Origin of the sequence: Mucilaginibacter sp. (assembly GCF_039921305.1) — a bacterium.
Lineage (GTDB): Bacteria > Bacteroidota > Bacteroidia > Sphingobacteriales > Sphingobacteriaceae > Mucilaginibacter.
The window spans coordinates 14,503-36,492 of the sequence record NZ_JBDSCA010000024.1 but is presented as its reverse complement, the minus strand read 5'-3'; the positions used below and the strand labels follow the sequence as shown (position 1 = coordinate 36,492).

Sequence of the window (21,990 nt, the reverse complement as noted above, 5' to 3'; positions counted from 1 at the left end):
ATTACAATTATTATACGAACGTAATTATTAGCTATGACAAATGCAAGTTATTTCAGGGAGAATTAAACCGATTGTATTTTTATGCACTACAACATATATACGAAAATGAAGCATTTTTAAATTAACAAAATATGCTGATAAGTAGTTAAACTATAATGACTTCCGGAAATTTTTAACATCAAAACAGGTATTAATAAACCATCGCTTTTATAAAATAATGCTATTGTTATAGTATGAAAAAACTTATCCAATCGGCAGTATCCATATTATTGCTTTGCTCCGCTGTTTGCTTTACCAGTTTTAAGCCGGCAAATCATTTAGCTGTTGCTAACCGCGTTGTTGCAAATAATAAGAATATAACCCCATTACAAACCAAAGTACAGCCATACTGTAAGTTTCACTATTTGAATCATGAGGGGCGTATGGTGGTGATGCACACAAACCAGATGCATTGGACAGCAAAAAGTTTGACGTTCATGTTTGACGGTGGCGAAAGATTGATCATTACTTTTTCAAACTCCGTTAGGATAGGCCATTATAATATTGAATCTACCCGGGCTAAAGATCCGCAAGTACTATTTTATGCTTCACATAGCAGCCCTCCGGTAGCGTTAATGGGTGTTGTGATGATATATGGTTTGAAACCAATAAGCGGCGCATTCCCCCATTTAAATAATAACGAGGCTGATCACATCAGCATAATGTCGGGAAGTTTTACCTTTTAGCAAATGCACCTGTAACGGCGTATTACGGTATAACCATAACATCTGTAATAGATATTTCAAATTTCCATATCATAAAAAAAGCCCCTAACAAAAGGGGCTTTTTTTATGATAGTGCATTATAATAAGAACACCTTCAAGAAATCATGTTGGTTATTAGTGATATAGCACAACCGCTTTAAAACAATTGTACTATATCATTTAACTAACTACTTATTGGGTATTATATCAATAATAACCGTTCTGTTGTAAAAACGTTCTTCGGGCAAATTATTATCAAATGGCGCATGGGCTACATCTTCTCCAAAACCTATAATTTCAAATTTAACGTTGGTTTTGCCGGCTTTATTTAAAGCGCGCTCCAGTGTGGTCTGCACATCTTTAGCCCGTTCTTGCGAAAGTTTAAGATTATGCTCTTCGTCGCCAATAGCATCAGTATGGCCGTGTATAATAACAGTTGCGCCATCGGTAATTGATGCCGCTACGGTATTTGTCAGGAATTTATCGTACGATGCAGTAGAGTTCGACTTATCAAAATCGTATAAAATGCTGTAACGCAAACCAGTTTCGGGTGCCTGATCCTGACGAACTAAATGCACAGAGCTTTCTTTGGTCAAGGTCATACCGCCTTTAGTCTGCCCGGTCATTACTACTTTGTAATTACCTTCGGGGTTGTTACCTAATATCGCCGCTCCCGAAATACTTTCCTGGTTTTGGGTGTACGGGCCGTAATGTTGTACAGTTCCCCTATCGTCGGTCATATCTATGGTCCATGATGTAAATACATCTTTGGCTTTATCCATATTAAAAACAACATGACTATCAAGCGGATCTACCTGTACAGCAACTATCTGAACAGGTTTCATCATACCACCACCTACTTCGGTAAGCAACTCGGGCGAGTTACTGGTAATATCAACGCGTCTGTCGCCTGCACGTAATAACGCCAGTTCTTTTGTACCACCCGGCTGTTCTGAAGGGATAACCGGTTTTGTACGACCTATAGTGGTGATACGTGTGCCATCAATACCATAGTTTGACACAAGGTATAGTTTAACATTCTCGGCAAGTATTTTGCCATCAACCGGGCCGCCAGCGGCAGCGCCATTTAATGTGATGGTAGTACCAGGGTTGGCTCTTAATCTATCTCCTAAAATATTAAGTATGTTATGATACACATTTAACTGCCTTGAAGAGCGACCAACTGTATTTGCCGATTCAGCTTTTTGTAACTGATCTTCTTTAAAAGTTACAGCCTGTGTAGCCGTAAGTGCGATATACCTATCCGGTATAGCAGCCGATCCTTCGTCAAAGAATACCGAATTACGCAAAGGTAAGGTTTCGCTTACGTTACGTTTTAATGGTACTGTTTTAGGTGCACGAACGGTGAAAATAACATCGGGTGCTACCGGGATAATAGCAACTTCTTTAATGGGAGCCTTTTTGCCTACGCCAAATTTTAACGCGATACCGGCCCTCACTGTAGTTACCGACCAGCTTTCGATGTTACGCGGCTCCTGACCAAAGTATGGATGGAAAGAAACGAATGGCGACAGATCAAACTTGGTTACGCTGCTGGCTGATGATAATGGTATTTCATAACCAACACCAACCTGGCCAGATACTAATACCTTTTTCACTTCGCTCAAATCGGCGTTGGTATTAGGTTGTTTAAGTTGTGTGTATTCAAAGCTATTGGTTATGTTGAAAGATACCCTTGGACCAGCAAAAAGGTAAATACCGGTTTTTGGTATAGCCAAACGCAAGCTTGGCTCAATAGCTATATAACTTGCATTGGCTGTTAAGTTAGCCGGGCAATTACAGGGGGCAATTACTTCGTCAAATTTAGCTCCACGCCCGTCGTAAGCTACATTTAACATTCCACCCCAAATACCCGCAGGGCGATACTCAGCCAAAACGGAAGCATACGGGCGAACGCCAAATCCCTTATGGAAAGCCGTAGGAACTATTAACGAATTGTTTAAGCGCTGGGTAGTACCATCGTACCAGTTAAAATTACCAGCTCCCGATACACCGAACCACCACGTAGGCGGCGTAACTTGTGCCATTGCAGATGGACCGGCAATAACTACCATCAAAGCAGCGATGAGTAGTTTTTGCATTATTTTATTTATGGATAACATAAGATTATATTTTAAATTATTGTTTAATTGAACTAAGTAAACCCTCCCTGTGGGAGGATTTACTTGTTGATAAGATATGATTAAGGATTAACAACGATATTCTTGATCAGGGTAACCGCTTTTTGCGATAGTAACCTACCTGTAACCTTAGCACCTGTATTAAGTGATATGAGGTTTTTTGACAGAATCACACCACTAAAATCAACATTTGTTCCAAGCGCGGTTGTTGCACCCGCCACTACCCAAACAATATTTTTAGCCTGGGCACCACCAGTAAGCGTAATGATAGCGCTGTTATTTACAGTTAAGTTACCCGCTATCTGGAAAACCCAGGTATCATTCGGACCACCCTTAAGGGTAATACCAGTAGTTATTGAAACGTTAGAGCTCCATTTATAAATACCAGGAGTTAGCGTTTCGCCACTAAGCACACCCGACGATTGCTCATTAACAGGAGCGGGTGTGGTTAAACCGTAATTTGTAGTGTAAGCCGTTCCCATATCTGCCACAGCAATATCAACCAGGTTTTTGTTGGTTACAGCACAGGCCGATGTTTGGCCAGCCCCATCTATCGTATAAATAGTTCCGTTTACCTCCGGGCAGCCGATAACTAAAGATGCACCCGAAATTGGGCTGGCACCTATATTACCTGTAATGGCTGATGTTGGAACATCTGTAATGCCTGCCTGCGTTAAAATTGTAAAATTACCCGCACCGCCAAGGTTAGCCAGGGTAGGGCCAACAGCAGGATTTAGGGTAAAGTTAGCCGTGATATTTTTATTAGCATTCATGGTAACAGATAATGGATTTGTAGTTCCGGTGGCATCAACCGTCCAACCGGTAAAGGTATAACCCGGATTTGCTGTAGCCGTAAGTTGTACAATTGTGCCACTGTTGTAATTAGTAGCGTTGGGGTTTTTAACCACTGCTCCGTTTAAAGCAGTAACCGTTAAAGTGAACGTTATTGGCGCAAAGGTGGCCGTAATGTTTTTATTAGCGTTCATGGTTACCGTTAGCGGGTTGGCCGTTCCGGTAGCATCGCCGCTCCAGCCGGTAAACACATATCCTGTAGCAGGGCTTGCAGTAAGTTGTACCGCGCTCCCAAAATTATAGGTTGTTTGGTTAGGGTTAGCCACAACTGTTCCGTTAACTGCAGATGTTGTTAAGGTAAAGGTGATCACGGTAAAGTTGGCAACCAATGTTCTGCTTGCTGATAACGCGAAAGTGTATGCAGCACTGGTAGAAACCACATTTCCGTTCTCTGTCCAATTGGCAAAAGTGTAACCTACATTAGCTGTAGCTGTCACTGTTACTGATGATCCGGACGTGTACGAGCCAGAACCAGTTGTTGAACCGCCTGCAATAGGATTTGATGATAACACCACCGCTAATTGCGAAGCAGGTATTACAGTATAATTAGCAACCAAAGTGCGGTTACTTGCTATAATAAATTGGTAACTTGAACTTACCGAAACAATTACACCGTTATCTGTCCAATTGGTAAAGGTATAACCTGCGTTTGGTGTTGATGTTACCGTTACCACGGTACCTGCCGCGAAAGCACCCGCACCACCTGTAGTACCCCCGGCAACCGGTGCTGATGATAATACTACCGCGAAGTTACCAACCGGTATGGCTGTAAAGTTAGCAACCAGCGTTCTGTTACCTGCCATAGTGAACTGATAGCTTGAGCTTGTTGAAACCACAACACCGGCATCCGTCCAACTTGTAAATGTGAAACCTGTGTTAGGTGTTGCCGTTACTGTAGCTTTTGATCCCTGCGCAAATACCCCCGCACCTGCCACCGTACCACCCAAAACAGGATTGGCAGATAAGGTTACTTGCGGAATGGTTGTGAATGTCCACACATAATTATCGGTGAGGGCGGTATGGAAAACATCTGTAGCGCCGGTAGTAATGGTACCGGTGTACGTTACAAAGGGTAGCAGTGCCACAGTGGGCTTAAAGGTGAAAACCTTATTATCTGCCGTGGTTGATACCTTTCCGGTAATCACGGTAGCACCTTGTTTAATAATAAAAGTTAAATTGCTGATGCTTGCAGAATCCATGGCGGTATTAAATGTTGCCGAGATTACTTTATTAAGTACAACATCAACAGCTTTATCCGAAGGATCGGTAGCGGTAACAATAGGGCAAACGCCTTCTACTGCTTTATAGGTATCTTTTTTACAGCCAGCAAAAATTGCCAGCGCGAATGCGATAAAACAAAGTGTATTAAAGATCTGGGAATAGCCGAGGCAGCGGGGCCGGGAACTATTATCGATAATCAAAGTAGATTTTTTTTTCATGGTCATTTTTTTAATTAATAGTATGGTTCTTTTTTATCCAGACCTAAGGGATCAGGTTTTAGGACAATACAAACCTACCTTGGGATGTAGGTTAAAACGTTATATAATTAGTGGAAAAAGTTCTATAATTCACACCTGTTAAACCGCTATGCGGCTATTGCAATCGATGTGTTTATATTGAGAAGGAGTAATACCGGTAACTTTTTTAAACTGTGTTGACAGGTGGGCCACACTACTGTAATTTAGTTTCCACGAAATTTCGGTCAAATTTAAATCGTTGTGGCAAATCAGTTGTTTTACCCTTAGTATTCTGTGTTGAATTATATATTGTTCAATGGTGGTTCCCTGATGTTCAGAGAATACATTAGCCATATAAGTATAATCGAGGTTTAGCTTTTTACTTAGATGATTAGAAAAATTGATCTTTAAAACATGATCAGTACCATTGATCATCTCCGAAATTACATTGATGATCTTATCAACTAACATATTCTTCCGGCTATCTACCAGCTCCAGGTCGGCATTAATTAAAGCAAGCTTAAAACTTACTAATTGCTGTGCCGACATGGCTTCCAATATAGTAACCATTCCGGCTTCTATGGTCATTAAATTAATGCCGAGCTTTTCCAATTCGTATTTCACTACCATTTGGCAACTCAAGCAAACCATGTTTTTAATCAGGAGGATCATTAACCATTACTTGCAAAGCCAGTGCCCCCTTTTTAATTAGTTAACGCTATTTGTTAGCCAGCACTTTATTGGGGTAATTGCTGATCATTATTCCAGTATTCAGACCTATCAGGGTACATTCTGTTTATATACTGTATTTTTAATAAAAAAAGAAACGTATTATTTGTCTGCTAAATGGAGAAGAAACAAATCAAAAATGCCCGATATTAAGGAATAAGTGTAGTTTATTAACTGTAAATTAATATTATGTATCTTGCAAGATATATGGCCATAAACAAAGAACGGGAATAGTGTTTAAACCATTTCCGTTTGTGCGAAAGGAGGAATTCTGTTAGCTAATATTTCAGTTTAAAAATCGGATGCAACAAAAACTTGAATACATCAATAAGGGACGAGGTGGTTATGTTATCTATAAAGACGACATAAATGAATTAAAATTATTTTTTGAATATGGAGGTGGTAATTGCGTTGCCATAATTTACCTTCCAACCATTAAAAAATGGTTACAAGAAACAAAAATAAGCATTGAAAAACTAGAAAAAATTGTAAGATTTATCGCAGAACAATCTATAAAAGATCAAGCCCCCAACTGTAATTATGAACTACACAACGATTGTATTATTTTACTTACTCAATAATACATGGTAAATAATTTAAACGAAGTAAACCTTAGAATGAATTTGCCTGTAATCAGCTTTGGGTGCGGAAGGGGCTCGATCTCCTGATCTAAATAATCTTCTTAACCGCCTTATTGCCCACCTTAGTAAAGTTATAACTAACCGATATGGTGTAGTTGCGGCTGTTAATGGTGTAATAATCTTGCTTGTTAAAGGTTACATCATTGGTTAGGGTGGTACTGCTGGTTTGGCCCAGCGGGTTAACGGCCATAATACGCACGCGCATTTTGTTTTTATAAAAGGCCTTGCGCATGGCAAAGCTCGATGTTAACGAACCTTTATTACGCCCCTGCGCCGATGAGTTGGAGTAGTAATTAAAGTTACCCTCAAAAGCTGTTTTGCCCGGCAGATCTATCTGCGCGCCGGCCTTGCTTTGTATGGTATAACCGTTGCGGTTGCGGCGGGCATCGCTCTGGCTTTCGTAAACCATGTGGCCAAAGGTACCGCCGCCGTTCAGATTTATTTTGCGGCTTACGCGATAGTTGCCGTACAAATTAACCGTGTTGTAACTGCTTGAGCCTAAATTGTTATACGTAGTTTGGTATGCGCCGCTATTAATAGGGGTGGTAAGGCGTTCAATAATATGCGAGGTGTTGGCAACGCCTATGCGTGGGTAAAAGGCCCAGTTTTTACCGTAAATGCTAAAGGTTAAGTCTAACTGTTGCGTGTACGATGGTATAAGATCGGTATTACCAAAGGCGATGTTTGGGTTGTTGGTGTTGTAAATAACCTGCGGGTTTAGCGCATACTCGTTTGGCCTGCCAATGCGGCCGCTGTAGCTTATGCCCACGGTGTAATTACTAAAGTTTTTTGCTGCGGATACATTAGGGAAAAAGCTGATGTATGGCTTTATGCTGTAAGCATCGGCGGCGTTATCACCCAGGTTAAAATTAACATCGGTAAGCTCGCTTCGGCCGCCCATTCTAAAGCTCCACTTGTTTTCGGTTTTAATGGTTAAGCTGGCGTAGCCCGCGTAAATGTGCTCGTTATAAGTAAACTGACTGCTCAATAACGTATTTTGATTGTAAAGCTGGTTAGTAAAGCTATAATCCTGCACATCCTGGTCATTATCATGCTTGCGCATATTGGCCGAAACCCCGATGTTGAACGTGCTTTTTTTGGCTTCAAACAGCGGCTTATCGTAATCCAGTTTAAACTGGAAGGCGCGGTTTTTACCGTCAATGGCATAGGTTTGGTTTAACGGTTTAGAGTTGGCTATTGGTAAACCACTGGCATCCAGATAAAGCGTTTGTGCAAAGCGGTCGTTATTTGACTGATTGGCGCTGTAAGTAGCTGCGGCCTCTAACTGATCGCCGTTGGTGCGTTTCCAGGTGTAATCGGCATCAAAAACATAGTTTACCGATTGGTTGTGGTTATTGTTATTCTGATCGCGCAATTGCGTTTCAATATCGTTTTCATCAAAATAAAGGTAATCGCTGCCTGAGCCGCCCTGTGCCTTATTGAAGTTAAAATTACCCGTTAAGCGAAGGTTGCGTGTGGTATCAATATCCCAATTGATGCTTTCGCGAAGGTTGTGGCCAAAGTTCATGGAATTGCGGTTGGCAAACTGATTACGGTTGTAATTGGTATCGGCCAAAAAATTCTGACTCATTGATGTGGAGTACGTATTGCTTTCGCTGCGGCCAAAAGCATAGCTTGATGTTAACGAAAGCCCTTTGCCTTTGTACGATGCATAAGTGTTCACGTTGTAATTACCCAGCGTACCCGCGCTTAACGATAGCGTGCCGTTTAAGCCAACTTTATATCCCTTTTTAAGTACAATATTAATGATACCCTCACCATCGGCAGAGTATTTGGCCGGCGGGTTGGTCATAACCTCAATTTTTTCGATCGCGTCGGATGGTAGCACATTCAGCAAATCGGTAATGTTGGATGTCATATAGTCCGACGGTTTGCCATCAATAAAAACGCGGGTATTGCGTTTACCGGCAATGGTGGCGTTACCATCAATATCCACACTCACCATGGGCACATTCTTCAAAACATCGGTAGCGGTGCTGCCTTCTGATTGTAAGCTCGACGAAACATTATAATTGATCTGATCGGCGCCAAATTCAACAGTATTCTTTTTCTCAACAATAGCGACTTCGTTTAACGATCCGCCGCTTTTTTTTAATTTGATCGTACCTAAATAAACATCAACATGGCTGCCATCAACTTCAATATCTTCGGCAATGTATTTCTCGTAGCCCATGTTGGTTATGCGCAGGGTGTACTTGCCATAGGTTAGGTTGCTTATTTTAAATAAGCCTCCGTTATTACTGTTATTACTTTTTACAATATCCTCGGTACCGGGAGTTAAAACAGATACGCTGGCAAAATCTATGGTTTCGCCGGTTAATGGATCGGTAATTTTGCCGCTTATTGTACCATTATTGCTTTGCGCCAACACCGTACTGAACGATAAAAATACCAGTAAATAAAGGAGTAAGTAATTTTTATTCAACAGATTATTTATAATTAACTACAAAAATAATATTAAAACAGGATTAAAAAAGCAGGCCATCGTATCATTTTAGTTAGATAGATGTTGCATGTTTTTGTTTAGACGGGAAGGAAGGAGCAGGGTTTAATTGAGGGTGTAAAAAACTTTGTCATTGCGAGCCTGCCTGTCGGCAGACAGGGTACGAAGCAATCGCGGCCCATGCATAACGAATATGCATGGGCCGTTCCGCCTCCGTGCGATTGCTTCGTTCCTCAATGACAAATCAAAAGGATTCTCTCCCCTTCATCCAAAATTCTTCCGGCAATAAGTTTCAAACTCCTTTAAACGCTGTATCTGGCCGGGGCGCGGGTTGGCAAATGGCCTTACACTTTTAACCAGCGCCAAAGCATCGGGCAGGGTAGTGCCAATTTTGATGAGGTATGCCAGGGCCATGGTTGGCCCCCGGCCAAGCCCCTGCCGGCAATGTACATAGGCCTTGCCGCCGTGGTTAATTTCGTTTTCTATAAACAGGGCGCCTTTCAGCAAATTTTCTATCGGTGGTGGGGTATTATCAATGGTGGGGATGTGCAGGTAATGGAAACCCATAAAACGCGCTTTGCTGTAAACCGAATGGATGCGCATGTTCACTATTGCGGTAACGCCAAGCTTGCGCAGCTTTTTTAGTCCCACTTTATTGTACTGACTGCCCAAAAACAAGTTAGCGGTAATCTGGCTGCGTTTTAATCGCGGCAAGCCAAAAATTACCCGGTGCAGGTTATCCACTATCTTCATCATAAAGATGCGGAACACAACCCATAAACTCCTTAGTTTACTGCGCATGTTTATTATAGCTTTCTGCAACCAAAACCTTTAATACCCGGGGCATCATACTAATATTTATTGTGCTGGCGGTTTGTTCGGTATCATCGCAAATATAGGGCGTGGGCTTATCTAATATTATAGTAACGGCTTTACAGCGCCAGTGTTTTAAAACTTCGCTTTCTGTTTGGAAAAGCATGGTACCAGCCACACGCAGCAATGATAGCAGGTCGGTATTGTTCATCAGTATCACATCCAGATAGCCATCGGTAACGTTAATATGGGGCAAAAAACTAAAATCGCTAATGCCAATATTGCCGGCGTTTGTCACCGTAAGGGTAACGCCTTCTTCTATGTATTCTTTACCATCAATCAACAGGCGGTATTGTTTTGGCTCGGAGTGTACCAGCGTTTGCACTGCCGAAATACCGTAGGCCAATTGCCCGTAATTGTGTTTCAAAGCATCATCCGCCTGGATGATCATATCTGCCATAATGCCCAGGTTTACCCGGAGTAAAAACGGGGTATCGTTAGCCATAGCCATATCAATGGCAATTACTTTGGTATGGCCATAGGCTATGAGTTTAATAGCTTCCATAGCATCTTGCGGTATGCCCAGCTCTTTGCTCATTACATTAGCGGTACCACCGGGAATAATAGCCATAGGCGTATCGCAGCCATACAGGGCCCGGCCAACTTCGGCAATGCTGCCATCGCCACCATAAATTACGATCAGTTCAGTTTTGCCGATGAGCGAGCGGGCAATATCAAAAGCTTCCCTATCGGGCGTGGTTACGCTTACTTCCCAATGGATACCTGTATTCAAAAATATGGTGTTGAGGTACGATAGGATAGGCTCCTCTTTACCCGAAGCCGGGTTAACAATGATATGGATATTGATATAAAGCATGTTCCATATAAATATAGGGATAAGGTTTTGGTTAAAAGCCGAATTTAAAAACCACTTGGGTACCATCTGCCAGTGTTGCCGATGGCGCCTGTAAAAACCGGGTGCCTATGGCTGCAAAATGCTTTACATAATTGGCATGGCGCGCCTTTACAAAAAACTCTTTGGCGTAACCATCATGTACGGGTAAAATATTTTTGGGCCGCATAGCATCCGCGAAAGCGGTAACCTGCAGCTCGTTACAAAAGGGCGCCATAACAGGAAGTACCAGTAACTCAATGTTCTCAATTTTGGTAAGCTCAGTTTGGAATGAATCAACCGGGTGCAAAATGTTCCCGTTAATAATGTAGCCCGTCATCTCGGGTATGGGGCTGTCTAACAGTGGCATGTGGGTAACCGGCATGGCCATAAATTCCATTTTGCCGAACATGCGTTTTCCATCGGTAAATAATTCGCTGTCAATGCCTTGTTTGCGAAGGGCTTCGGCAACCTGTTTGTTGGTGTAAATGGGTGCTTTGCTTAACGCGATGATCTTTTTAAGATTATCCATATCCAGGTGATCGGGATGAATATGGGTGATGATGATGGCCTGTACATCGGCAAAGTCTTGGGGCTTAACACGGCCCTCGGCAAAGGTGTAATTACCCGGGTCAACCAGTAGTTTAAAACCGTCTTGCTCAAATGTAAGGCAAGAATGAATGTATTTGGTGATCTTCATGCGGTATGATAAGGATGAAAACGGGGAATTTGTTTTGATTTTTTTAGCGGGGGAGGTGTCATGCTGAGGTACTCGAAGCATAGTGGGTGGCCTATACGCGCGACTCCGCTGTATTACCGCTTTTAAAGTATAGCGTAGAGTGGCCTTTGCGCTTCGTGCTTCGAGTACCTCAGCATGACACCCGGCGCACAATATTATTGTAGTTATCTCCGTCAGCGCCCATTTCTTAATCGAATTTTCCTTCAAATAAGCTGGACCAAAAAAACACCTAAGTTTAGCCCATCGCCATAAAAACTACTTGTAATCAATAAAAAACTCCTGTACAGCAAGGGTATCAGTAGGGCCAAGCTTGCTAACGGTTGTAGGGTCAAACTCGTTGGTGGCTAAGCCATAGGCCGTTACATTGTTGATGTTTGGCTTGCGGTATTTGTAATTTAAAACCGAAACCTTAAAATTTGAGTAATTGCCATAGGCGGCAAATTGCCGGGTGATGTTAACTGTGCTTCCGTTAGGTACAGCCTTGGTTTGGAATACAAAGAATTTTTCATAGTCGACCAAAGGGTTAACCGGGTTTGTTGATGATGTGGTTAAATAGGTTATCACATATCTATCATTAGTTTTGGCCACAAAAAAGTTGTTGTTTGCCGAAAACTTGAGCGAATCTTTAGATGTAAAGGTGTACGATGCCGGGAACTTACTTAACAGATCGGTACTGGTATAGTTAGCCGGCACATTGGCCATAAACTTGGTTATTTTGCCTGCGTCGGTAATTTCAACGCCGCCCACAAACATTTTCATGGCAAATTTAGCTGTATAGCTGGTAGGATAAACCGTAATGGGGAAGGGTATTTCAGGCACTTCAACATTGCTTTTTTTGCACCCTGTAAGTGCAAAACTGTAAATAAAACAAACTAAAATTATGCGCTTTAAGTACTTAATCTTCATGCTTTTAATTAAGGGGTTTATAAAAATAGTAAATCTGTTTTATAAATCCAATAAAAAAAGCGAAAATGGTTTTTAGTTGATGTTAGTTACCATCACGAAATATACTCGAGCGATATCAGTTCGAGTATGCGGTTGGTATTGATAGCCGTTTGCAGGTTTTGGTTTATCAGCGTAAGTACATCGTCGTTTTCGAGCGATTTGGCAATATCGTTAAGAATATTGAAGCAGGTGATCTCGATACTTTCAATAATACGCAAATGGGTGAGGATAGACATATCGATATGTAATGGCGATTTACCATCGGCATTGCTGGCCAAATAAGCTTCGAGCGTAATAGATTTAATGCCCATGCATTTTTCTTCGGTGTATTGAATGCCAAATTGCTGGTATATTACATCCATCCGGAGTATCTGCATCTTGATATTATCAATACCTTCTAAAATAGCGGTTTTAAGCTCCGGGAATGATGCTTTAGCCGAGAGCTCGGGCAGTACCGTAACCAAATGGCTTTTGGCACAATAGATATTACCCAGCTGACCCAGAAAAAGATCGGTTAGCGTAGGCTCATCCATTTTTAAATGGCCCTTAAATAAACGCATATATTGATTGGTATTTGGCATGAAGAGTGGCAACAAAAACGCTTTATTAAAGGTACAATAGTTTATTGGCTTATTTGCATCATCGGATTTTTATCCACCATTTGCCTTTCAGCTCAAAAAAACTACATTTGTTTTGATGAAGAAATTATTAGTTGCCAACCGGGGCGAAATAGCACTTAGGGTAATGCGTTCGGCGCGCGAGATGGGGATCAAAACCGTAGCCGTTTACTCGGATGCCGACAGACACGCCCTGCATGTGCGTTACGCGGACGAAGCGGTTCATATCGGCCCCGCGCCAAGCAACCAATCCTACTTAGTTGGCAGCAAAATAATCGAAGCCTGTAAACAAACCGGTGCCGAAGCCATTCATCCCGGTTACGGTTTCCTTTCGGAGAATGCCGCCTTTGCCCGGCAAGTGCGCGAAGCAGGACTGATCCTTGTTGGCCCATCGCCCGAAGCTATGGAGGTAATGGGTAACAAACTATCCGCAAAAGCGGCCGCCCTAAAATACAACATCCCCATGGTGCCCGGCACAGAAGAAGCTATTACCGATGTAAACGATGCCAAAAACCGCGCTGTAGAGGTAGGTTTCCCTATCCTGATCAAAGCGGCAGCAGGCGGCGGTGGCAAGGGTATGCGGATAGTAGATAGAGTTGAAGATTTTGAAGAGCAGATGCAACTGGCCGTTAGTGAAGCTACATCGGCCTTTGGCGATGGCTCGGTATTTATAGAGCGCTATGTATCCTCGCCAAGGCATATTGAGATCCAGGTTTTAGGTGATACGCATGGCAACATAGTGCACCTGTTTGAGCGCGATTGCTCGGTACAGCGCCGTCACCAAAAGGTGATAGAAGAAGCACCATCGAGCGTGCTAACGCCCGAGATACGCCAGCAGATGGGTAAATGCGCCGTTGATGTGGCGCGCTCGGTAAACTACACCGGCGCAGGCACGGTTGAGTTTATTATGGATGATGACCTTAATTTTTATTTTCTGGAAATGAACACCCGTCTGCAAGTGGAGCACCCCGTATCCGAACTGATCACCGGCATCGATTTAGTTAAAGAACAAATTAACATAGCAAGGGGAGAAGCCATCAGCTTTAAGCAGGAAGACCTGCACATACAGGGCCACGCCATGGAACTCAGGGTTTACGCCGAAGATCCGGCAAACGATTTCCTTCCGGATATTGGTACCCTGCAAACCTACAAAACCCCAAAGGGCCCCGGCGTTAGGGTTGATGACGGCTTTGAACAAGGCATGGAGATCCCGATCTATTATGATCCGATGATTGCCAAGCTTATCACTTACGGTAAAGACCGCACCGAAGCCATAGAACGAATGATTCGCGCCATTGACGAGTACCAGATCACCGGTATCACCACCACCTTAGCCTTCGGTAAATTTGTAATGCAGCATCCGGCCTTCACCAGCGGTCAGTTTGATACCCACTTCGTCAAAAAATATTTTACTCCCGATGTATTGAATACCGAAAATGAGGACGAAGCCAAAATTGCAGCTATGCTAATGGGCAAGTTGTTAGCAGCAGGGAAGCAGGTGGCGGTGGCAGAAGCAGTTGTAGGGGAGAAGAATGGTTGGGTTAGGAATAGGAAGGAATTTTAGTAGTGTCCTTTTAAGGAGAAGATCGCTAATATCTCAATCTCTTTTTCATCTGATACCGAATAAATAATACGGTGTTCGTGGCTAATACGCCTTGACCATTTTCCGGAAAGGTTATGTTTTAACGGCTCTGGTTTCCCAATTCCTTCAAATGGCGATTCCTGAATAGAATCAATAATTTGTTGAATTTTCTTTTGAATTGACTTATTGCCAGATCTTTTCCAAAACTCCAAATCTTTCAATGCTTTTGGAGCGTAGACTATTTCCATAAGTCTTTAGTGGCTATCTTAACACCCTTTCCATCTTTGATATCTTGTTCAGCTTGTAATATAGAAGCCACAAATTCAGAATTATATGGGGATTTTTCCTCTTCAAAAGATATTTCCAAAGCTTTCATTACCGCTTTTAACGCAGCAAGTTTTTCTTTGCTTTCAGGATGCGCGATCAATGTTGTCATACACAAATTTAAACTATTTCAGTCAATTAAATAACCCCATAAAAAAACTTAAATTTATTTTGATCCCCTCAACCCCCAATTAGGCTACAACAACCCACGATTCGGCTACATCCGCTTAGGTGCTGATGCGCAACTTTGTATCAACAAAAACAAAGGGAAATAGAAAAACCTTGCGTTTATGTTGCAACAGAATGTTAAACAACATCCACCAAAATTAATTTTATGAAAGTATTTGTTACCGGGGCCACAGGCTTCGTAGGTACAGCCGTTGTTGAGGATTTGATAAAAGCAGGTCATGAGGTATTGGGTTTGGCCCGGTCGGATGCGTCTGCCGAAAAATTAAAAGCCGCCGGTGCCCAGGTTCATCGCGGCGATCTGGAAGATCTGGATAGTTTACGCAGTGGCGCCGCGCAGGCCGATGGCGTTATTCATACCGGGTTTATTCATGATTTTTCCCGTTTTGCAGTCGTATGTGAGGTTGATAAGGTAGCCATAGCCACCATTGGCGAAGTGCTTGCTGGTACAAATAAGCCATTCGTTGTTACCTCAGGTACCGCGTTGGTTAAACCCGGTACGATGGCTACCGAGGATATGGATCCCGACCATGATGCCCTGCATTCCCCACGCCGTTCGGAACCCGCTTCGGATGCTGTGGCTGATCTGGGGGTGCGTACCTCGGTGGTTCGCCTTTCACCGTCCGTTCATGGCGAGGGCGATCATGGCTTTGTGCCGGTATTGATCAACATAGCCCGCGAAAAAGGATTTGCCGCTTACATTGGCGAAGGCCAAAACCGCTGGACGGGTGTGCAACGTTTTGATACCGGAAGTTTATACCGACTGGCCTTAGAAAAAGGAACAGCGAAAGCCCGTTTCCACGGCGTTGACGGAGAGGGTATCGCTTTTAAAGCTATCGCCGAAGTGATTGGTAAGAATTTGAATATCCCGGTTAGATCAATATCTCAAGAAGCCGCCGCCGAGCACTTTGGTTGGTTTGCAGCCTTTGCCGGTATTGATTGCCCCGCATCGAGCAAAATAACCCGCGAAACATTAGGCTGGCAACCAAGCGGAATAAGTTTGCTTGAAGATATGGAGCAATACTATTTCAAATCGTAAATAATCAATACCTTGTGTTATGAGCACGCAAATTCACCGCTTTAAAACCATTGCCGAATATCACCGCATGATGGGCCTGCCCAAACCGGAACACCCGCTTATAAGCGTGGTTAATGTGGCCAATATTAAAGGTCCGTTTGTAACGGGGCAGGTAAGCTTGATATTTGAGTTTTATTCCATCGCCATGAAAAGGGTGCCGGATAGAAAATTTAGATATGGCCAGCAAACTTATGATTTTGAGGAAGGCATATTGTTTTGCATGGCACCGGGGCAGGTTTTTGGTTTCGACGTTATTGATGGGGCTAAACATAGGCCGTCGGGATGGATGATACTCATCCATCCCGATTTTTTGTGGAACACTAACCTGGCAAAAACCATTAAGCAGTACGAGTTTTTTAGTTACTCGGCCAACGAATCGTTACACCTATCGGAGAAGGAAGAAAACCTAATGACCGGCATTGTACAATATATGGAGCAGGAGTATCATGCTAATATCGACAAGTTTACCGATAGCGTGATCACGGCCCAGCTTGAACTATTGCTCACTTACACCGACAGGTTTTACCAGCGGCAATTCATCACCAGGAAAATTGCTAACCACCAGATCATCGATAAGGTAGAAAGTATTCTGACAGAGTATTTCAACAGTCCCGCTTTAGCCAAACACGGCTTACCAACCGTGGCTCACCTTGCCGGTCAACTCAACGTAACGCCCGGTTATTTAAGCGAATTATTGAAAGCACTAACTGGGCAAAGCACACAGCAACACATCCACGATAAGTTGATAGATAAGGCTAAAGAAAGACTATCAACCACCACATTATCGGTAAGCGAAATTGCTTATGAGTTAGGTTTTGAGCATTCGCAATCCTTCAGTAAGCTGTTCAAAACTAAAACAGAGTTATCGCCATTGGAGTTCAGGCAGTTGTTCAATTGATAAGTTGATTGTAAAACTTCGGCACCAAAGTATTAACCCTGCATAATTATAATTAGTTTCGGCAAAAAAAGTATCCCCTTTAGGGGACGGAAGGGGCCATATGTTTACAGGAATAATAGAAACTTTAGGTACGGTAACCGATCTGAAACACGATCAGGGTAATTTGCATATCACGGTTGCATCTGCAATATCTAATGAACTGAAGATAGATCAATCGGTAGCGCATAACGGCGTTTGTTTAACCGTAGTGGCCTTGGCCGATGGCGGGCATACGGTTACGGCTATCGAGGAAACGCTGAACAAAACCAATATTGGCACCTTTAAAGTTGGCGACCTGGTTAACCTGGAACGCTGCATGCAAATGAACGCCCGGCTGGATGGACACATCGTTCAGGGCCATGTTGATCAAACTGCTGTTTGTACCGCTTATAAAGAGTTAGATGGCAGTTGGGAGTATACTTTTGAATATGATGCTGCCAAAGGCAATGTAACGGTTGAGAAGGGTTCGATCTGTGTAAACGGAATCAGCTTAACGGTGGTGAACTCGGGGCCTAATTACTTTTCGGTAGCCATTATACCTTATACCTGGGAACATACCAATTTGCAACAGGTACGTATTGGCTCAACTGTAAATTTAGAGTTTGATATTATCGGGAAGTACGTTGCGAGGCTGATGCAGCGCTAATCAATAATCGGCGTAGCTAATTTTGGTTACCTGCCCGTTATCATTCAGGTCGTATTCCAGGTATTGATCCGTTGTCGAATCTTCGTTAGTTACATCAAGGAATGCCGTCTTGTCCTGAATTTTAAAATGAGGAAGATCGGATTTTAGGCTGCCGATCGAACTGTATTTGTGGGTACTGGCTAAACCAACCCTGTATTTGTGTGATGTGATCTCGAAATTAGTGAGCTTATCATGAATAAAGATAAACTTGGCGCCATTGTAATTAAGCACTGTGCCTTCTTTATAATTAGCTTGGGACGAGTAAGCTGCAATTTGCTTAGGCTGCCCCAAGGCTTTAATAACAGCCTTTTGCGACGAACCTATTTTTACTGAATTTAAGCCCGTTGGGAGTTTAATTTCCAGTTCGGAAACATCGACGCTTACTTTAGGTTTTAATAAAGATTTTCCAACTAAATAAGCAGCCGATAGTACAACCGCTGTTGTTACCAATATTGCCGCTTTTTTAATGTAAACCCTGTTCATAACCTTTCGTTTAATATCCAACGCACAAACCGTGTTAATGTTTGAGTATGAAATTAGCTAAAGGTTTAAAAATGACCAAGTAATAAAGCTGATACAGTGGCCGAAACAGACGTATTGGTAGGTGAGGCGCTTTTTTGTGACTTTACAATAACTAAACCCTGTGTTTAAAACAGTTTAACCTGGTTGTTGTTGGTTGCATCTTGATTGTTAACGTGGCTAACAATGTCTTGAATTTTTTCATCTAATTTATTGATGGCCATTTCCAATAATTCGAGGTATTCAACCGATGGTTTATAGTTTTCTTCTTTAATGAGGTTCATCATCCCCATAATTGAAGTGAGCGGCCCGCGGTACTCATGCGATTGGATGTAGGCTATGTTGATCAACGATTGATTTTGCGCTACTATCTTCTGTTCATAAAGCTTACGGTCGGTAACGTTACGTGCACTGTATGATGCGCCTATAACCTCGTGGTTGTTATTCCAGGCGGGTTCAAAACGGGCTTCCCACCATATTTCACCTAAGTCGTTATAGTCGGTACTACCTTCGGCATAACATTTTTCTCCGGTAAGGGCCAAATTGTATTTTTCAATAAAAACAGGTACAAAAGATGGCGCCAGATAGGTGATAAACAGATCGCCACGGAATAGCTTGGTATTATGATTTTTTTTCACAAAGCTGTAAGCCGCTTTATTATAATCTAAAACCTCGCCGCTTTTACCTAAAAGCACATGCAGGTTTGGCGAGCTTTCAAAAAACGACCGGAGCCTTATTTCGGCATTGGCAATAGTTTCTTTATGCTCCTCTGTTTCCTTTTTCTTTAACTCCAGTTGCTCATAGCTTAGCTTTAGTTCCATAATATTGATGGCCTGTTTGGATAGCATTTTAAGCATTAGCTCCTGGTGTTTATCTAAAATACGTGGTTTACTATCTGCAACGCAAAGTGTACCCAGTATTTGGCCTTTGCGGTTGATAAGCGGCGCACCTGCATAAAAGCGCAGGGACGGATGCTGAATAACAAAAGGGTTGTTGGCAAAGCGATCGTCTAACAAAGTATCCGGAATGCTGAAAACGCTCTCCTGCTCAATGGCATGGTGGCAAAACGTTAATTCGCGTGGAGAGCTTTCTACTGTGATACCTTTGCGCACTTTCATCCACTGCGTGTCTTCGTCTAGCAAAGAAATGAGCGCGATGGGCGTTTCGCAAATTTCAGAAGCCATAGTAATCAACTCCTGCAATTCGGTATCTGATTGCAAATCAAAGCGTTCAAACTGTTTAACTGCCTGCACCCGAACAGTTTCACTCATAAATTGTACCTAAGGGGAATATGTTAGTCGCTCTTAACAACTAATGTAAAACTATACTTAACCAATTGAAAGTTTGCACATTTAATTTGAACGAAATGTTTTACAAACAATAACACTGTTTAAATATAAGGTTTTTTGTGGATTTTATGAGAACAATCGACGAGGAAAAATTAAGGAATGAGCAAATTTTAGGGTTTTGCTATGATTGTAACAGATTGGTTACCTGATTTGCGCGACATCAGTTGAAGCTATGAGTTTGTTATAGGTTGAGGGCTTTTGCGAAACGGCATTAACAACTGAATGATCTTTCGGATATTGATTGTCTTTTTTGCTTTCAATTTTTTCTAAACGTTCATCAATTATTTTATATTGAATTTTCAAGATTTCGATTTGTGTTCCTAAAAGTTGATTGTCGTTTTTTAAACTGAAGTAGGAGGTCATGATCCCCGCAGTTGATACTACAGAGAATGCCACCAATAAGTATAGTATACGCAAGGTAATGCCTCGTATTTCTTTGCTTTCTATGGTTGTCATGGGGTGGTAATCGCCGCTGGGGTTGATGCTTTGCTGGAAGCCTCCGCCCAGTTTTTTGAATGTGGCTTCGAGCAACAAACGTTCTTCTACCGTTACCATGTTGTAATACATGGTTGCATCGCGAACCTGCTCCTGGTTAAAGAATCCCGAGCCATCGGTTACGGATAGCAGTACTTTGGGGATGAGAAAGTTGCGGATGATCTTGTTGGTGATCTTGCTATCGGTATACTCGAATAACTTATCATCGGCGGTGCTGGTTATGGGTACCAGATCGGGCACTTCTTCGTTGCTGTCTACATCAACCACCATCAGATCAGAGCCTTCTGGTCCGATGAAATCATTCAGGCTTTTTTGGAACTCTTCGCGGCTCTCTTCGTCGGCAAACTTGCCTTTGTGTACCAAAATAGTTTTGGCGCTAAAGTTGTTTTGCAGGTTGGCCGTGGTGCGGATGTCGGATTGAATTTCGGCATTCAGGCTCTCCAACACGGCATCGCACGATGATAGCGGGTAGCTGTTCTCGTCCAGACTAACATACAGCAACTGGCCCTTGTACTTATCCCAGCCGCCAAGGCTTTCTACCTGTATGGCAATTGCTTCGGCAGATAGGTTAAATGCATGGAACCAGTTGATATGCTCGGCTTTGAGGTTGCTGCGCTTTTCGCGACCCCAATCGTAATAGGTGGCAAAATCAAACCCGGTTTCGTTTTTTTTGCTTTCGGCAGCCATGCGCACGTGCTCAAATGGTACGTGGAAGATGTCGGTTATTTTGGCTTCGGCATTCACATTCACATGCAGCGCAAATCCCCGGAAACGGGCCATATCCTTTTTAACCAGCGATAATATTTTATCCATAGTTTGGCCCTCGCTGTTTACCACGGTTTGGTAAAAGGTAGTATCGGCAAAGCCAGAGCCACCTATAAAGCGGCTGTAAGTATCCACGCAAGTACGCGCCGTTGGGGCCGAATTGGTAAGCGAATAGATGCGCTGCGGATAAGCGTTATCATCGTCAAAATTAACGATGCCGTAGGTGCGGTTTTCGCGCTGGGTTATGCGGAGGGTAGTGTTTGGCCCGTTGTTGTTCATTATTAATGATTGAAGGATTGAGTGATTGAAGGATTGAATGTTTCGACCGAGCTTACTTTTTAATTTCGGCAATTATTTCGGCTATGGTGGCTGCTGTTTCTACTAAGGGGCCTGCTACTTTGATTGCTTGTTTAACTACTTTTTCTACCGTTTGTACTACCGGATATCTTTCAAAATGCTCAATGAGTGAGGGGAATGCTTTTAATAGTTTTTCGGCAGCATCGTCGGTCAGGTTATCGTTGGTTAGTGTATCGCCGCCGAAGGTTGTTTGCAGGCTGCGATCGGGCTTGAGCAGGTATTTTCTGGTTGGATGTGTTTTACTCATAATATCGTTATTGTTTGATGGATTGTTTTGCTGTTGCAGATACAGGTATTTTTGGATGCGATAAAAGGCTTTTTGATAACAGTTGCCGCAACCCTGCTGTATGGTTTGATTAAACAGATTATGATAGAGCTGGTTAAGTTGGGCTATGGCTTCGGGCTGGCGCTGGGCTATTTGTGCGCCGAAGGCCCCCCAGCCCCCTGAAGGGGGAGTTATTATTGAGGTATTATCCATGTGGTATTTTCCATTTTGTCATTGCGAGGTACGAAGCAATCGCGAACTTTACAGGGCGGATTTGAATGTGGGTTACTTACCTCCGTGCGATTATTAATTTGTGTTTGTTTTTTTAAGGTATTAATGAGCTCCCCTATGGTCGGTTGTCTTCGTACCTCGCAATGACGTGGTGGAAGAGGGTTAGGCTTTCCATCAACATCAC

At 42.8% G+C, this 21,990-nt stretch carries 21 protein-coding genes; 6 read left to right on the top strand and 15 right to left on the bottom strand.

Going from position 1 to position 21,990, the window contains the following annotated elements; genetic code table 11:
• Positions 1 to 233 precede the first annotated feature (233 nt).
• Positions 234 to 725 (top strand): hypothetical protein, encoded by a 492-nt coding sequence (locus ABIN91_RS06915; RefSeq protein ID WP_348049862.1) that lies wholly within the window; start codon positions 234 to 236, stop codon positions 723 to 725.
• 206 nt (positions 726 to 931) lie between these two features.
• Here ABIN91_RS06915 and ABIN91_RS06910 read toward each other — a convergent pair whose 3' ends face one another.
• The 3 genes from ABIN91_RS06910 to ABIN91_RS06900 all read right to left on the bottom strand — a co-directional run bounded on the left by ABIN91_RS06910 (position 932) and on the right by ABIN91_RS06900 (position 5,865).
• Entirely contained in the window at positions 932 to 2,845 is a 1,914-nt protein-coding gene (locus tag ABIN91_RS06910; protein ID WP_348049860.1) for an OmpA family protein, read from the bottom strand.
• Positions 2,846 to 2,946: 101 nt separating this feature from the next.
• Positions 2,947 to 5,175 carry an ice-binding family protein gene (locus tag ABIN91_RS06905; protein ID WP_348049858.1) on the bottom strand — a complete coding sequence of 743 codons (2,229 nt, stop codon included), beginning with the start codon at positions 5,173 to 5,175 and terminating at the stop codon, positions 2,947 to 2,949.
• Positions 5,176 to 5,313: 138 nt separating this feature from the next.
• Positions 5,314 to 5,865 carry an AraC family transcriptional regulator gene (locus tag ABIN91_RS06900; protein ID WP_348049856.1) on the bottom strand — a complete coding sequence of 184 codons (552 nt, stop codon included), beginning with the start codon at positions 5,863 to 5,865 and terminating at the stop codon, positions 5,314 to 5,316.
• A gap of 359 nt (positions 5,866 to 6,224) precedes the next feature.
• On the opposite strand from ABIN91_RS06900, the gene ABIN91_RS06895 reads away from it, so the two are divergent.
• Positions 6,225 to 6,503 carry a hypothetical protein gene (locus ABIN91_RS06895; RefSeq protein ID WP_348049854.1) on the top strand — a complete coding sequence of 93 codons (279 nt, stop codon included), beginning with the start codon at positions 6,225 to 6,227 and terminating at the stop codon, positions 6,501 to 6,503.
• 88 nt (positions 6,504 to 6,591) lie between these two features.
• Here the strand turns inward: ABIN91_RS06895 and ABIN91_RS06890 are convergent, their stop codons facing one another.
• The 6 genes from ABIN91_RS06890 to ABIN91_RS06865 form a co-directional block, all read right to left on the bottom strand.
• Positions 6,592 to 9,009 carry an outer membrane beta-barrel protein gene (locus ABIN91_RS06890; protein ID WP_348049852.1) on the bottom strand — a complete coding sequence of 806 codons (2,418 nt, stop codon included), beginning with the start codon at positions 9,007 to 9,009 and terminating at the stop codon, positions 6,592 to 6,594.
• 282 nt (positions 9,010 to 9,291) lie between these two features.
• Positions 9,292 to 9,828 carry a dual specificity protein phosphatase gene (locus ABIN91_RS06885; RefSeq protein WP_348049850.1) on the bottom strand — a complete coding sequence of 179 codons (537 nt, stop codon included), beginning with the start codon at positions 9,826 to 9,828 and terminating at the stop codon, positions 9,292 to 9,294.
• Positions 9,818 to 10,717 carry a YegS/Rv2252/BmrU family lipid kinase gene (locus ABIN91_RS06880; RefSeq protein ID WP_348049848.1) on the bottom strand — a complete coding sequence of 300 codons (900 nt, stop codon included), beginning with the start codon at positions 10,715 to 10,717 and terminating at the stop codon, positions 9,818 to 9,820. The genes ABIN91_RS06885 and ABIN91_RS06880 overlap by 11 nt, the downstream gene beginning before the upstream one ends.
• A 31-nt stretch (positions 10,718 to 10,748) precedes the next feature.
• Entirely contained in the window at positions 10,749 to 11,432 is a 684-nt protein-coding gene (locus tag ABIN91_RS06875; RefSeq protein WP_348049846.1) for an MBL fold metallo-hydrolase, read from the bottom strand.
• Positions 11,433 to 11,726: 294 nt separating this feature from the next.
• Positions 11,727 to 12,377: a hypothetical protein gene (locus tag ABIN91_RS06870; RefSeq protein ID WP_348049844.1), complete on the bottom strand. Its 651-nt coding sequence runs from the start codon at positions 12,375 to 12,377 to the stop codon at positions 11,727 to 11,729.
• 92 nt (positions 12,378 to 12,469) lie between these two features.
• Positions 12,470 to 12,976 carry a DUF892 family protein gene (locus ABIN91_RS06865; protein WP_348049842.1) on the bottom strand — a complete coding sequence of 169 codons (507 nt, stop codon included), beginning with the start codon at positions 12,974 to 12,976 and terminating at the stop codon, positions 12,470 to 12,472.
• Positions 12,977 to 13,112: 136 nt separating this feature from the next.
• Between ABIN91_RS06865 and accC the strand changes: the two genes are divergently transcribed.
• The gene (accC, locus tag ABIN91_RS06860; protein WP_348049840.1) at positions 13,113 to 14,597 is read left to right on the top strand and encodes an acetyl-CoA carboxylase biotin carboxylase subunit; all 1,485 of its coding nucleotides are present in this window, start codon (positions 13,113 to 13,115) and stop codon (positions 14,595 to 14,597) included.
• On the opposite strand, the gene ABIN91_RS06855 is transcribed toward accC, so the two are convergent.
• Together ABIN91_RS06855 and ABIN91_RS06850 are read right to left on the bottom strand one after the other, a co-directional pair.
• On the bottom strand, positions 14,594 to 14,863 hold the full coding sequence (locus ABIN91_RS06855) for a Txe/YoeB family addiction module toxin (protein WP_348049838.1): 270 nt from the start codon (positions 14,861 to 14,863) through the stop codon (positions 14,594 to 14,596). The genes accC and ABIN91_RS06855 overlap by 4 nt on opposite strands.
• Complete coding sequence (locus ABIN91_RS06850) at positions 14,854 to 15,051, bottom strand: DUF2683 family protein (RefSeq protein ID WP_348049836.1); 198 nt, start codon at positions 15,049 to 15,051, stop codon at positions 14,854 to 14,856. The genes ABIN91_RS06855 and ABIN91_RS06850 overlap by 10 nt, the downstream gene beginning before the upstream one ends.
• 222 nt (positions 15,052 to 15,273) lie before the next feature.
• On the opposite strand from ABIN91_RS06850, the gene ABIN91_RS06845 reads away from it, so the two are divergent.
• The 3 genes from ABIN91_RS06845 (at position 15,274) to ABIN91_RS06835 (ending at position 17,786) form a co-directional block, all read left to right on the top strand.
• A complete protein-coding gene (locus ABIN91_RS06845) occupies positions 15,274 to 16,164 on the top strand; it encodes an SDR family oxidoreductase (protein ID WP_348049834.1) in 891 nt (296 codons plus the stop codon).
• 19 nt (positions 16,165 to 16,183) lie between these two features.
• Positions 16,184 to 17,101: a helix-turn-helix transcriptional regulator gene (locus ABIN91_RS06840; protein WP_348049832.1), complete on the top strand. Its 918-nt coding sequence runs from the start codon at positions 16,184 to 16,186 to the stop codon at positions 17,099 to 17,101.
• Positions 17,102 to 17,201: 100 nt separating this feature from the next.
• Complete coding sequence (locus tag ABIN91_RS06835; RefSeq protein WP_348049830.1) at positions 17,202 to 17,786, top strand: riboflavin synthase; 585 nt, start codon at positions 17,202 to 17,204, stop codon at positions 17,784 to 17,786.
• Here ABIN91_RS06835 and ABIN91_RS06830 read toward each other — a convergent pair whose 3' ends face one another.
• From ABIN91_RS06830 to ABIN91_RS06815, 4 genes are all read right to left on the bottom strand, one after another.
• Positions 17,787 to 18,308 (bottom strand): hypothetical protein, encoded by a 522-nt coding sequence (locus ABIN91_RS06830; protein ID WP_348049828.1) that lies wholly within the window; start codon positions 18,306 to 18,308, stop codon positions 17,787 to 17,789.
• Positions 18,309 to 18,472: 164 nt separating this feature from the next.
• Positions 18,473 to 19,615: a GAF domain-containing protein gene (locus ABIN91_RS06825; RefSeq protein ID WP_348049826.1), complete on the bottom strand. Its 1,143-nt coding sequence runs from the start codon at positions 19,613 to 19,615 to the stop codon at positions 18,473 to 18,475.
• A gap of 219 nt (positions 19,616 to 19,834) precedes the next feature.
• Positions 19,835 to 21,232 carry a hypothetical protein gene (locus ABIN91_RS06820; protein ID WP_348049824.1) on the bottom strand — a complete coding sequence of 466 codons (1,398 nt, stop codon included), beginning with the start codon at positions 21,230 to 21,232 and terminating at the stop codon, positions 19,835 to 19,837.
• A gap of 52 nt (positions 21,233 to 21,284) precedes the next feature.
• A complete protein-coding gene (locus ABIN91_RS06815; RefSeq protein ID WP_348049823.1) occupies positions 21,285 to 21,788 on the bottom strand; it encodes a hypothetical protein in 504 nt (167 codons plus the stop codon).
• Between the last annotated feature and the right edge of the window lie 202 nt (positions 21,789 to 21,990).